This is a genomic window from Polynucleobacter corsicus, from assembly GCF_018688255.1.
Lineage (GTDB): Bacteria > Pseudomonadota > Gammaproteobacteria > Burkholderiales > Burkholderiaceae > Polynucleobacter > Polynucleobacter corsicus.
In genome coordinates, this window is sequence record NZ_CP061314.1 from 905,670 (window position 1) to 918,539 (window position 12,870).

General features: G+C 46.7%; 15 protein-coding genes. 9 read left to right on the forward strand and 6 right to left on the reverse strand.

Translation table 11 applies throughout. The annotated features are described in order from the left end of the window. Positions 1 to 6 precede the first annotated feature (6 nt). The gene (locus tag C2747_RS04730) at positions 7 to 270 is read left to right on the forward strand and encodes an EF-hand domain-containing protein (protein ID WP_251374828.1); all 264 of its coding nucleotides are present in this window, start codon (positions 7 to 9) and stop codon (positions 268 to 270) included. 1 nt (position 271) lies between these two features. Here C2747_RS04730 and ppk2 read toward each other — a convergent pair whose 3' ends face one another. Both ppk2 and C2747_RS04740 read right to left on the reverse strand, forming a co-directional pair. Continuing rightward, on the reverse strand, positions 272 to 1,045 hold the full coding sequence (gene ppk2, locus C2747_RS04735) for a polyphosphate kinase 2 (protein WP_251374829.1): 774 nt from the start codon (positions 1,043 to 1,045) through the stop codon (positions 272 to 274). Between the two features lie 24 nt (positions 1,046 to 1,069). Continuing rightward, complete coding sequence (locus tag C2747_RS04740; RefSeq protein WP_215332843.1) at positions 1,070 to 1,345, reverse strand: serine/threonine protein kinase; 276 nt, start codon at positions 1,343 to 1,345, stop codon at positions 1,070 to 1,072. A gap of 208 nt (positions 1,346 to 1,553) precedes the next feature. Here C2747_RS04740 and C2747_RS04745 point away from each other — a divergent pair, with 208 nt between their 5' ends. Continuing rightward, positions 1,554 to 2,558: a sulfurtransferase gene (locus C2747_RS04745; protein WP_215332845.1), complete on the forward strand. Its 1,005-nt coding sequence runs from the start codon at positions 1,554 to 1,556 to the stop codon at positions 2,556 to 2,558. Between the two features lie 85 nt (positions 2,559 to 2,643). Here C2747_RS04745 and C2747_RS04750 read toward each other — a convergent pair whose 3' ends face one another. The 3 genes from C2747_RS04750 to wrbA form a co-directional block, all read right to left on the reverse strand. Then, a complete protein-coding gene (locus C2747_RS04750; protein ID WP_046330073.1) occupies positions 2,644 to 2,829 on the reverse strand; it encodes a hypothetical protein in 186 nt (61 codons plus the stop codon). Positions 2,830 to 2,935: 106 nt separating this feature from the next. Continuing rightward, entirely contained in the window at positions 2,936 to 3,340 is a 405-nt protein-coding gene (locus C2747_RS04755) for a DUF2069 domain-containing protein (protein ID WP_215332847.1), read from the reverse strand. 3 nt (positions 3,341 to 3,343) lie between these two features. Then, positions 3,344 to 3,946, reverse strand: coding sequence for an NAD(P)H:quinone oxidoreductase (wrbA, locus tag C2747_RS04760; RefSeq protein ID WP_215332849.1), 603 nt, complete (start codon positions 3,944 to 3,946; stop codon positions 3,344 to 3,346). A gap of 30 nt (positions 3,947 to 3,976) precedes the next feature. Here wrbA and C2747_RS04765 point away from each other — a divergent pair, with 30 nt between their 5' ends. The 4 genes from C2747_RS04765 (at position 3,977) to C2747_RS04780 (ending at position 7,693) form a co-directional block, all read left to right on the forward strand. Beyond that, a complete protein-coding gene (locus C2747_RS04765) occupies positions 3,977 to 4,825 on the forward strand; it encodes a YihY family inner membrane protein (RefSeq protein WP_215332851.1) in 849 nt (282 codons plus the stop codon). A 77-nt stretch (positions 4,826 to 4,902) separates the two neighbouring features. After that, positions 4,903 to 5,358 (forward strand): CBS domain-containing protein, encoded by a 456-nt coding sequence (locus tag C2747_RS04770; protein ID WP_215332853.1) that lies wholly within the window; start codon positions 4,903 to 4,905, stop codon positions 5,356 to 5,358. A gap of 43 nt (positions 5,359 to 5,401) precedes the next feature. Then, complete coding sequence (gene aroC / locus C2747_RS04775) at positions 5,402 to 6,517, forward strand: chorismate synthase (protein WP_215332855.1); 1,116 nt, start codon at positions 5,402 to 5,404, stop codon at positions 6,515 to 6,517. A 30-nt stretch (positions 6,518 to 6,547) separates the two neighbouring features. After that, entirely contained in the window at positions 6,548 to 7,693 is a 1,146-nt protein-coding gene (locus tag C2747_RS04780) for an MFS transporter (protein WP_215332857.1), read from the forward strand. A 37-nt stretch (positions 7,694 to 7,730) separates the two neighbouring features. Here the strand turns inward: C2747_RS04780 and C2747_RS04785 are convergent, their stop codons facing one another. Further along, positions 7,731 to 9,401 carry an electron transfer flavoprotein-ubiquinone oxidoreductase gene (locus C2747_RS04785; RefSeq protein WP_215332859.1) on the reverse strand — a complete coding sequence of 557 codons (1,671 nt, stop codon included), beginning with the start codon at positions 9,399 to 9,401 and terminating at the stop codon, positions 7,731 to 7,733. Between the two features lie 180 nt (positions 9,402 to 9,581). Between C2747_RS04785 and C2747_RS04790 the strand changes: the two genes are divergently transcribed. From C2747_RS04790 to C2747_RS10635, 3 genes are all read left to right on the forward strand, one after another. Then, positions 9,582 to 10,280, forward strand: coding sequence for a CoA transferase subunit A (locus C2747_RS04790; RefSeq protein WP_215332861.1), 699 nt, complete (start codon positions 9,582 to 9,584; stop codon positions 10,278 to 10,280). A 50-nt stretch (positions 10,281 to 10,330) separates the two neighbouring features. Continuing rightward, entirely contained in the window at positions 10,331 to 10,981 is a 651-nt protein-coding gene (locus tag C2747_RS04795) for a CoA transferase subunit B (RefSeq protein ID WP_215332863.1), read from the forward strand. A 65-nt stretch (positions 10,982 to 11,046) separates the two neighbouring features. Continuing rightward, entirely contained in the window at positions 11,047 to 12,867 is a 1,821-nt protein-coding gene (locus tag C2747_RS10635; RefSeq protein ID WP_215332865.1) for an alpha/beta fold hydrolase, read from the forward strand. Positions 12,868 to 12,870 lie beyond the last annotated feature (3 nt).

Genomic DNA, 12,870 nt, shown 5'->3' on the forward strand with positions numbered 1-12,870 from the left:
GGCCCTGTGCGATTTTCTATCGGTGACTTATGCTTCATTGGTGTGGCAGCATTCATGTTCGTAACGGCGCCTTCCTATGCTGATGAAGCCTCACGTAATAAAGAGATTCAAGAGCGCTTTGCCAAATGCGATACCAATCGAGACGGCAAGTTGACTAAGGATGAGGCTAAAGGCTGTATGCCTCGAATCTATGACCATTTTGGCAGAATTGACGAGCAGGGCAGGGGCTATGTCACTGTTGCCCAAATTCAGGCAATGGCAGATCGTTAATCTATTGAGCGAGCTTCGGTAATTTTTTAGAATTCGCAGGCCAAGTCAGCACAATCTTTGGATCAAACTTTAAGATCTTCTTATCTTTATTTGGGTAGTCAACTCGTAACAATAAATTAGCAATCAGATTGAGGTGCGCAAGCTTTTTATCGTTAGCACTAACAACAGTCCATGGAGCATCTGATGAGCTCGTTTTCTTGAGCATGCTGTCTCTAGCATCTGAGTAGGCGTCCCACATCTTCTGCGCCTTTTGGTCTATCGGACTAATCTTCCATTGCTTTAGTGGATCTTTGGCGCGATCCTTGAGCCGGGCTGCTTGCTCTTCTTTGCTGATATCTAGGTAATACTTCATTAGCTGAATATCTGATCTGACTAGTAAAGATTCAAAATCATTGACCGTATTCATAAACTGCTTGTACTGGTCATCAGTGCAAAATCCCATGACTTTTTCAACGCCCGCCCGGTTATACCAACTGCGGTTGAACAAAACGAATTCACCAGCAGTCGGAAGTTGAGCAACATATCTTTGGAAGTACCATTCACCTTCCTCGAGCGGGGAGGGCTTATTCAAGGCAACGACTCTACAGTCTCTGGGACTTAAATGTTCCGCAATGCTTTTGATGGACCCATCTTTACCAGCAGTATCGCGCCCCTCTAAAATGACTAAGAGGCGCTTGCCTTTTTGGATCATATGACGCTGAAGTTTGACTAATTCAATTTGAAGAAGTCTGAGGTCTGCCTCGTAAGTATGTTCATGAATTTCTGATTTACTCACGGGCAGCCTTCACTATGCAATTGACTATGCAGCGCTTGTTGCTGGAGCCACTTTTTTTACAACAGCCTTCTTAGCTACAGCTTTTTTAGCGGGAGCTCTTTTTGTTACTACTTTTTTTGCTGGCGCTTTCTTGGCTACGACTTTCTTAGCAGGTGCTTTTTTGGAGGCTACCTTTTTAGCTGGAGCTTTTTTCTCAAGCTTATCTAATGCTTTTGCTAGTTTGTCAATAAGCTTCTCTCTATCTGACTCGAGCTTATCCAGTTTTTTCAATAATTGCTTCACTAATTTTTTTTGACTCATGGCGCATTCCTTTCAAGAGGGGGCTGTTTATTCAATCTGCGTAAATAGCTGATATCTAGCTCTCAATCCTACGTTTTATTAGGATGAGTTTCAAGCGATTGTGACAGTAAGGCCCATATTTAATTTGGCTCTGCACTTATTTTATCCTCGGCAAGAACATCGAGTTAATATTTAACCTTACGTCCCATTATTAAAAGAAGGCATCCATATGCGTCTGTCCATCAAATACCTCTTCTCCATTAGCTTGTTGATCTTAAGTTCTTTGGCTGCCGCGCAAAAAAATGATGCCATTATTCAGACGGGGCAAGTGCAGGAGGCCATAGCCCGAGGCGCAATTCTTTGGGATGTACGCGATGAAAAGAGTTACTTAGAGGGGCATATCCCTGGCGCAATCAATATTGGTGATGCAGGCAATATTCTGAGAGATGCAAATAAAGAGGACTACATCGCTACTGCAAAAATTCAATCGATTTTTAATGCTGCTGGACTCGATGTAAATAAAGACATTGTGGTGTACGGCTCTCGTGGAAATCCGTATGCTTACTTCGGCCTTTATACGATTCATTATTTTGGCGGTAAGCAGGCACAAATCTATCACGACGGAGTTGATGCTTGGAAGTCAGCTGGATTAGCTCTCCAAAAGGAGCGCCCCAATCTACCGGCTGTCTCCGTAACCCTCGTGCCTCAGCCTCAGTTGCTGGTGACGAATGAGGAGATGCTGAAGTTGACTCAATCTAAATCAGTCCAGATTATTGATGTGCGAACTCCCGATGAGTTTTCTGGCAAAGATGTTCGTGCGATTCGAGGAGGTCATATTCCTAATGCGATCAATATTCCCTTCGAGGAAAATTGGCAGGATCCTGCTACGTCTATCAAGCTTGGTAAGAAGCAAGTTTCCGATAATTCGGGAATGACTCTGAAAAGTCAGGCAGATTTGAAAAAGTTGTATTCAAACCTGGATCCTAATCAAGATACAGTGGTCTATTGCCAAAGTGGCGTACGTGCCGCTGAAACAGCCACAGTCCTCAAAAATCTGGGCTTTAAGAAGGTGAAGGTATATGACTCATCCTGGCTGGGTTGGGGAAATAATCTGAAGGCCCAGGTGTCCGAGGAAAGCTTCTTAAATGTAGGCGCTCTCAACGCCAAAATATCTGCAATGCAAAACAAGATTAATCAGCTGGAAGAGGCTTTAAAGGCGAAAAGTAGCAATTAGTACCATCTATTGCTTGCCCTTGGGGCTTTAAATTGAAAAACCCCAGAGAGGAGATCTTCTGGGGTTATTTTTTGAGTAAAGCGGCTTACTCTGGGTGGAAGTTATTGCTGGCCATAAAGCTAATAGTGCGCTCAAAGCCCAAAATACGGATGTAACGCCAGGCGATATCGCGGTATTTGCTATCTAAATAGCCAATAGCGACTTCAGGCGTCCTTTTGGACAAGTCGATCTGTTCAATTGTGCGGGCCCAACGTTTTAGTCTTGTTGACATATTTACTACCTCCATGAGCATACAACGCATGGAAAAGTGCTTGGGATGACAGGGATAAGTAATATTTTTAAAGAAAGTAACCAAAACCAGTCAAATTGGCGGTTTTTTATCCTTTAAGCTTGTTTTCTGCCGCGGCCCGCTCTTTTTTTGCTGCCTTAGCCCGCGCCTTGATGGGTTTCAGGAACATCAGTAGACAGACAAACCCGACTGTTCCAATGGCCGTTTCTAGGGCGGCCATCCAGAAATTGACTCCAGTCTCCAAAATACGGACCAAGCCCTCGGTAATGTAGAGCAGGATCAGCATAGAGGCCCATTGCATGGTGTACACATTACCTTTCCATAGGCCTGGAATGGCAAATAACAAGGGGACGGCCTTGAGAACGAGCCAGGAGCCTTCCGGCCTGAGTGGCGAGATAAACCATTCCCAAGCTACGCACAGGATAAATAGGTCAACAAAAGCTGCCGTAGCGATGAGTTGGTAGGGGTTTTTGGAGAGCCAGCTTTTGAGCATAAATTACCCTTGAATGAGTTTGAGTGCCGCAATTGCCAGGCGTTTGCCTTGGGCAATGGCTAGCCGTTGCTCTTCAGCGCTAATCGGCGCTCGACCATCAGCATGCGCCACGTGGGTAACGCCATAAGGACTGCCACCACTTGAAGTGCTCATCAGATCGGGCTCGCTATAAGGAAGACCCATGAGCATCATGCCGTGGTGAAGTAGGGGAATCATCATGGTCAGAAGGGTGCTTTCTTGACCGCCGTGCAGACTACCTGTACTTGTAAAGACGCAGGCTGGTTTACCAACCAGGGCGCCATTGAGCCATTCTGAAGAGCTACCATCCCAAAAGTATTTCATGGGAGCGGCCATATTGCCAAAGCGCGTAGGGGAGCCCAGAGCTAGACCAATGCATTCTTTTAAGTCGGCGTATTCAACATACGGGGCACCATCAGTTGGGACGGTTGCCTCTGTAGCTTCGCATACTGTGGAGATCGTTGGAACAGTGCGTAGCCTGGCGTTAACACCTGGGACGCTTTCAATACCTTCGGCAATCAGTCGAGCTAAGTCTCGGGTTGCTCCATAGCGTGAGTAGTACAAAACTAAAATGTCAGATTGGCTCATATTCTTCTCTTATCTCTTATGATATGGGCGATGCGCCTCATACAGAATCCTCAATTATGGCTCTCTCTTGGAAAAGAGATCTGGGAGCGTAACCGGGGTCAAAATCTTAAGCAGGTAGCCGCCAGTCTGGCCTTTACTACTACGCTGGCCTTGATTCCGATGCTGACGGTGGCTTCCATTCTGATTGGCTATCTCCCCAGTGTGGTGCGTATTAAGTATGCCTTTCAGGCCTGGTTGCTGGACACCTATATGCCGGGTGGCTTAAATCAGCAGGTTTTTAATTACTTGGATCAATTTTCAGCTCAGGCCAAAGGCCTCACCTTGATTGGCTTGCTCGGCCTGGTGATTACAACCATCATGACATTGGCAGTGATTGAGGGCGCCTTTAATCAGATCTTTCGCGTCTCTGCAAGGCGACCCATTTTGAAGAAGGTTGCGATCTATTCCTCTGCAACTATATTGGGACCCATCCTATTGGGTATTGGAACCTACTTAAGTGGTCTTCTTTTTAGTGCGGCAGAGGGGTGGACGGAAACTCTGAGCTTTGGTTTGGGTTTTGTAGCGACGGTAGTGCCAATAGTTCTGGCCATGGCCGTATTCTCAGTAGCTTACAAAATTCTCCCTTATGCCCAAATTGAGTGGCGTGATGCTTTGAGTGGCGCCTTCTTTGCAGCCCTCACTTTTGAGTTAATGAAGTTTGGCTTTGGTCTTTTTATAAGCAATGTCGCCTTTTATAAAACGGTCTATGGCGCTTTTGCGATCTTCCCTTTAGCGCTGATTTGGATTTACCTGACCTGGTGGATTACCTTGGCTGGGGCAGTTCTGGTTGCCAATCTCCCCAGCATTCGGAATGGGTTGCTTAGGGTTATTCGTTACTGAAATATCCTTCACCCCCCTTGATTCCTCAGGGGCATCAGCATATATTGACTCAATAAGAACCTATTGCTGGAGATCCCATGAAAGTTTGCGACATATTGCGCGTTAAGGGCAGCACACTATTTACTGTTGCACCGGATACTGCTTTGCAAACTGCCGTCTTGGTTATGAGCGAACACGATATCGGTTCATTGGTGGTGATGGATTACGATAAGCTTGTAGGCATCCTGACATTCCGTGAGGTGATTGCAGCTTTAGCAAAACACCATGGCAAATTAGATGAGCTCAAAGTTCAAGGCGTTATGAATGCCAAACCTTTGACATGCAATATGGAGACAGAGATCGATGAGGTTCGCCGCATGATGCTAGTTGAGCATGCCCGCTACTTGCCGGTGATGGATCAAAAGATGCTGATGGGCGTGATTTCTTTCTACGACGTGGCTAAATCCGTTGTTGAGGCTCAGGACTTCGAAAACACCATGCTCAAGGCTTACATCCGCGACTGGCCAGAAGAGGCCGAAAAAGCTGCCCCATAGGCTCAGCCTAGCCCAAGCTCCCGAGCAATGACATAATGTCAATATGTCAGGAAATACACTAGGTCTTCTCTTTACTGTCACCACTTTTGGTGAATCCCACGGTCCCGCCATTGGCGCTATTGTTGATGGCTGCCCCCCAGGCATGTCTCTGTGTGAAGCAGACTTGCAGCTCGATTTAGATCGTCGCAAGCCAGGAACCTCACGTCATGTAACCCAACGTCAAGAGGCCGACAGGGTAGAAATTCTGTCTGGTGTGTATGAAGGCAAAACCACGGGCACGCCCATTGGCTTGTTAATTCGGAATACTGATCAACGCAGCCAAGATTACGGAAACATCCTACAAACATTTAGACCCGGCCACGCTGATTACGCTTATCACTATAAATATGGTTTGCGTGATCCTCGCGGGGGTGGGCGCTCTTCAGCAAGATTAACTGCGCCTGTAGTGGCCGCAGCAGCGATTGCCAAGAAGTGGCTCAAAGAACAATATGGCACGGAGTTTTATGGCTATATGAGTCAACTCGGTGAAATCGAAATCCCATTTAAAGATGCAGCGCTCATTGAGAGTAATCCTTTTTTTGCCGCGAATGCCGATATCGTTCCTCAGTTAGAAGCGTATATGGATGGACTGCGCAAAGCAGGGGATTCATGCGGAGCGAAGATTGAAGTGCGGGCGCGTAATGTGCCCATTGGGTTAGGCGAGCCTGTATTTGATAAATTAGATGCTGATATTGCGCATGCCATGATGGGTATTAATGCAGTCAAGGGTGTTGAGATTGGCTCTGGCTTTAAGTCAGTAGCGCAACGTGGCAGTGAGCATGGTGATGAGTTGCATCCAGATGGTTTTGCTAGCAACAATGCGGGCGGCACTTTAGGCGGTATTACTACTGGTCAAGATTTGCGGGTGTCGATTGCTATTAAACCAACCTCCAGCATTTTGAGCCCAAAAGAATCGGTGGATTTAGATGGCAAGCCTATTACCGTACAAACCAAGGGTCGTCATGATCCTTGTGTCGGTATTCGCGCTACCCCAATCGCTGAAGCGATGCTAGCCCTTGTTTTGATTGATCACGCTTTGCGTCACCGCGCTCAGTGCGGTGATGTGAAACACAGTGTTGCGTCTATCTCAGCTGCACGTCCTGGCTCTGCAACGGATTAATCAAATTCACCTTAGAGAACTAAAAAGAAAATGACACCCTCAGTGCGTTGGGCCTTCGGGTCCTTTTTCTTTTTATATTTCGCTTATGTTGGTTTAGTTTCTCCATACGCCAGCCTCTTTTTTTTAGATCGCGGCTTTAGCGTTATTGAGATTGCAGTCTTAATGTCCATGCTGCAAATCACAAGAATAGTGGGGCCGTTCTCTTGGGGGTGGTTATCAGACTACCTCTCTGATCGCATCGGCATTATTCGCTTCTGCGCTTGCTTGGCGGCAGTGACCTTCTTGAGTATCTTTTTTCTCAATAGCTATGTTGCATTCTTCATTTGGATGTTTGTCTTACATACCATCCTCAGTAGCCTAATGCCCTTGGGTGAATCAGCTACGGTGCATGCTTTATTTAAAGACAATTCATTTGATAAGCGTTACGGCCGTTTACGTTTATGGGGCTCAATTGGTTTTATTGCCATGGTTTTATTTGCAGGTGAATTATTTCAGCGCAAAGGCATAGAGCTTTATCCCATCGTGGGCGCGGTGATTTTGACCTGCTTGGCGCTGGTAACCTTTCGCTTGTATGAGCCCAAGATGGAGCGTCGCAAGATGGTTAAGGGCGAACTACTGATTGTTCTATTTAATCCGGATGTCCGCTGGTTCTTGCTCTCCGGATTTTTTATGATCTTTGCGCATGCTGCTTTGTACGTCTTCTACTCGCTCTACCTAGCAGATTTAGGTTACGACAAATTTCAGATTGGTTTGTTTTGGGCCTTAGGCGTGGCAGCCGAAGTGATCTTCTTTTATTTCCAGAGCAAAGTGCTTAGTAGATTGGACGCTGAAGTTGTTTTGCAAATCGCTTTTGGTATGGGCGTGTTCCGCTTTATCTTGATGGCTTTCTTTCCGCTCACTTGGGTGCTGATTCTGGCTCAGCTTATGCACGCCGGTACTTTTGGAGCGCACCACAGTGCTGCTACGAAACTATTGCAACGTTGGTTTACTGGACCATTGCAAGCACGAGGGCAAGCTTTAATGGCAACCGTGTCTTATGGCTTAGGCGGAACGCTGGGCGGTTTGCTGGCTGGTTGGCTATGGGATGCTACCCAACCTCGCAATGTATTTGTGATGGCGGCCTTAGCCTGCGGTCTAGGGGGTATGGCGATTGGGAAGCTGCGTCCTAGCCGCTAGCCCGTTGGATAAATTCAGAAGTAATACGCTGAATGATTTACATCGATGCGTAGTTCGGACCACCACCACCTTCAGGGGTAATCCAAACAATATTCTGACTTGGATCCTTGATATCACAAGTCTTGCAATGCACGCAGTTTTGCGAATTAATTTGTAACTGCGGCTGACCATCTTTTTCTACATACTCATAAACACCAGCAGGGCAGTAACGTTGCTCTGGACCTGCGTAGGTTTTGAGGTTCAAGCTCACTGGTACCGATGCATCTTTTAAGGTCAGATGGATTGGTTGATTCTCAGCATGATTGGTGTTGGAGATAAATACCGATGAGAGGCGATCAAAAGTAATCTTGCCATCTGGTTTTGGATACTCAATTGCTTGATGCTGCGCTGCTGGTTCGAGGCATTCATGATCTGCATGCTTTAAATGTATTGTCCAAGGCATATTGCCGCCCAAAAGCTTTTGCTCAAGGCCCACCATCAGGGTGCCAAGGTAGAGTCCTTTAGACATCCATGGCTTAAAGTTACGCGCTTGGTTTAGCTCGGTATGTAGCCAGCTATTTCTGAAGGCGCTTGGGTAGGCGGCCAACACATCGGCAGAGCGATTGTCGGCAAGTGCAGCAACCGCAGCCTCAGCTGCCAGCATGCCAGTCTTAATAGCAGCATGACTTCCTTTAATGCGTGAGGCATTCAAGAATCCAGCATCGCAACCAATCAGTGCACCACCAGGGAAAACTGTTTTAGGTAAGCTGTTTAAGCCGCCAGCCGTCAGTGCCCGTGCCCCATAGGCCAGACGCTTACCGCCTTCAAAGGTTTCACGAATCTTGGGATGCAATTTATAGCGTTGGAACTCTTCAAACGGAGAGAGGTATGGGTTCTTATAGGACAGCCCAACTACCAAACCAACGGCAACTTTGTTATCACCCAGGTGATACAAGAATGAGCCGCCATAGGTATCACTCTCTAATGGCCAGCCAGCGGTATGAACCACTAGACCGGGCTTACTCTTAGAGGGCTCGACTTCCCATAATTCTTTAATACCAATGCCATAGCTTTGTGGATCAGCATCTTTATCTAAGGCAAACTTAGCAATCAGTTGTTTACCTAAATGTCCGCGCGAACCTTCGGCGAATAAGGTGTACTTTGCACGCAATTCCATGCCAAGCTGAAATTGATCTGTGGGTTGACCTGCTTTATCCAAGCCCATCGAGCCAGTGATGACACCACAAACTGCGCCTTGCTCGTTATAGAGAATTTCTGCTGCAGGAAAGCCTGGAAAGATTTCTACGCCGAGGTTCTCAGCTTGTTGACCTAGCCAGCGAGTGACATTAGCCAAACTGACAATGTAGTTACCTTCATTCTTAAAGCAATGGGGCAGCATCCAATTTGGAACCTGAAATGCGCTTTCTTTGGTCAGAAATAAAAACTGATCTTGGCTAACTTCAGTATCCAGTGGTGCGCCTAGCTCTTTCCAGTTAGGGAAGAGTTCACTTAATGCCTTAGGATCCATAACTGCGCCAGAAAGGATGTGTGCACCGATTTCAGAGCCTTTTTCGAGTACGCAGACACTAATCTCTTTGCCAGATTCGCTGGCTAGCTGTTTTACTTTGATGGCTGCGGACAAGCCTGCAGGGCCGCCCCCCACGATGACGAGGTCGTAGTCCATGGATTCTCTAGGTCCAAACTGTTCGAGTAATTCCTGGGCAGTCATTTCATTTCTCCGACATTACTTATCATTTTGAGCATTTCTACTACTTTCAAAGCGCTACCTAATGCCTATAGTTTAGTTCTAAGCCATAAAAACCATATTGGTGCCCAATGCCAATGGGCTTAGATGTCTAAAGCGTTATGATTACTTTTTTACCTTTTTCGGCAATATTAGGACGAATTTATGAACAAAACTTACCCATCGGCTGTGGATGCCCTGCGGGATATCTTGAAGGATGGCCAAAAACTGGCTGTTGGCGGTTTTGGCTTGTGCGGTATTCCCGAGGCGCTAATTGCCGCAGTCAAGGATTTGGGTGCGCAGAATCTGACTGCAATTGCTAATAATGCTGGAGTAGATGGCTTTGGTTTGGGTTTGCTGCTGAACTCCAGACAAGTCAAAAGGATGGTTGCATCCTACGTAGGTGAGAACAAAGAATTTGAGCGTCAGTTTTTGGCTGGCGAGCTCGAGCTGGAATTTACTCCGCAAGGAACCCTGGCTGAGAAGTTGCGTGCCGGCGGCTGTGGCATTCCTGCTTTCTATACCAAAACAGGTGTCGGCACACTGGTAGCTGAGGGCAAAGAAGAAAAAGAGTTTGATGGTGAGCGTTACATCATGGAGCGCGCAATCGTTTCTGATATCTCACTCGTGAAAGCGTGGAAGGCGGATAAATCCGGCAATTTGATTTATCGCTATACCGCTCGCAACTTCAATCCTGTGGTTGCAATGGCTGGCAAGATCACGGTTGCTGAAGTTGAAGAGATCGTAGAGAACGGTGAATTAGATCCCGATCAGATTCATACGCCCGGTATTTATGTGCATCGCTTGGTGCTGAACACTACGCCAGAGAAGCGTATTGAGCAGCGCACCTTGTCTGCTGCTTAATATCTTTAGACACCATATAAAAACAGTACAGAATATTTAGGAAGATCGATATGCCTTGGAATAGAGATGAAATGGCAGCACGTGCTGCTAAAGAACTAAAGGATGGTTACTACGTCAATTTAGGTATTGGCATGCCAACCTTGGTAGCCAATCATGTGCCAGAAGGCATGGAAGTGTGGCTCCAGTCTGAGAATGGTTTATTGGGTATTGGTCCATTTCCAACTGAAAAAACGATTGATGCAGATTTAATTAATGCGGGTAAGCAAACGATTACTACTTTGCCTGGCTCCTCTATTTTTTCTTCTGCAGATTCATTCGGAATGATTCGTGGTGGAAAAATTAACATCGCGATTTTGGGGGCAATGCAGGTCAGTGAGCATGGCGACCTAGCGAACTGGATGATCCCTGGCAAGATGGTGAAGGGTATGGGCGGTGCCATGGACTTGGTTGCTGGCGTAAAGCATGTAGTTGTCTTGATGGAGCACGTTGCCAAGAAAAAAGACGGCACAGAAGAAATCAAGATCCTACCGAAGTGCACTCTGCCATTAACTGGTGTGGGTGTTATTAGTCGCATCATTACTGACCTTTGTGTACTCGACATCACGCCAAAGGGCTTGAAGTTGGTGGAGTTGGCTCCTGGTGTAGCTAAAGATGAGGTTATAGCCAAAACAGGTGCCCCTATAGACGTAGCAGGTTTCTAACCTTTTTTGATGGATAGTGAAATAATGGGGTCAATGATCCCATTTTCTTTTTTAAAGATTCCTTTATGAGCGTTGTAGATCATTCACTTCACGCACACAAGCAGGGCGATGCTAAGCATACCCATAGCAAGGAAGTCTCTAACCAGAATCTCTTGCTCATTGCCTTGGTGCTCACACTTGGTTTTTCAGGGGTTGAGGGTGCCGCTGCTTACTTTGCGAATTCTTTAGCGCTGATATCAGATGCTGGTCACATGGTGACCGATGCTGCTGCATTAGGTTTAGCCTTGTTGGCGCAAATCATTTCTCGTCGTCCGCCGTCACCAAAACATTCCTTTGGATTTGGAAGGGCTGAGGCCTTAGCGGCATTTGTGAATAGCATTGCGATGCTGGCCTTAGTTGCATGGATTATGTTTGAGGCAGTGAGTCGATTCTACGACCCGCATAAGGTGGATGGCTTAACTGTCACGATAGTTGCTGCCATTGGTTTGGTAATGAATATTGTGGTGGCATGGGTACTATCGCGCGATAAAAAGAGTGTCAATACTCGCGCTGCCTTGGTTCATGTCATGGGTGACTTGCTAGGGTCTATAGCTGCTCTGATTGCGGGTATTGTGATTCAGCTTACTGGATGGATGCCGATTGATGCCATCTTATCTATTTTGGTTTCCCTCTTAATTTTGAAGTCCACTATTTCCATTTTGAAAGAGTCGTATCACTTCCTAATGGAGGGAGTGCCTCTACATATCGACTATTTACAGGTCGGTCAGGATCTAAAAAAGGTGCCAGGTGTTTTGGCGGTGCATGATCTGCATGTTTGGGAGATGACTCCCAGCTTCCCGGCACTGATTGGCCATATTGAAATTGAGCGAATGGCTGAGTGGCCAGAAATTATGGCGCGCATCAACGCGATGTTGCTTAGTGAGCACGGTATCGATCATGTAACCCTTCAGCCGGAAGTTCCAGGCATGGCAGATGAGCATGTGCATGACGCACACCTGAATAATGAGATTCAAAAGCCGAATGTTATTCATCATGGCGATACCTTCTACGTTACTTGCACGAGTCCTGATGGCTCTCATCGCATGGCCTATCACGCTTGGGGTAATCCTAATAATTCCAAGGTATTAGTATGTGTTCATGGCCTGACGCGCAGGGGAAGTGATTTCAAAACTCTGGCTGAGGCAATGAGTCAGGACTATTACGTTGTGTGTCCAGATGTAGTGGGGCGAGGTGATTCTGATCGACTCAAGAATCCCATGCTCTATAGCGTTCCTCAATACGTCGCAGACATGGTTAGCTTGATTAAGCAGCTCAACGTTACACAAGTGAATTGGTTTGGAACCTCTATGGGTGGTTTGATTGGTATGGTCTATGCCGCAATGCCCAAGAGTCCAATTCGTCGCATGCTGATTAATGATGTGGGCCCACGCATTGAACCTGAGGCCATCAAGCGCCTGGGCTCTTATGTTGGTCAGCCTTTTAGTTTTTCTAATCGTGCCGATGCTTTGCAGCGCCTCAATGAGATCTGTGCATCTTTTGGCAGTCACACTCCAGAAGAGTGGGAGATTTATAACGGTCCCATGCTCGTGCAAAAAGATGGGCTTTGGGTAATGCACTACGACCCTGATATTTCTGTGCCGTTTGCATCGGTCAATCCGATTATGGCAAAGGCAGGAGAAATGGCGATGTGGCACGCCTTCAAGCAAATCCATATCCCGACGTTGATTGTGCGTGGCGGGGAATCCGATTTACTTTCCGCTGAAACTGTTGCCGAGATGTGCAAGGTCAACCCTTACATTCGAAGTATTGAAATTCCAGGAGTTGGTCATGCACCTGCCTTTGTGAAATCAGAACAAGTGGCTTTAGCAAAAGAATTCTTTAGTTAAGGA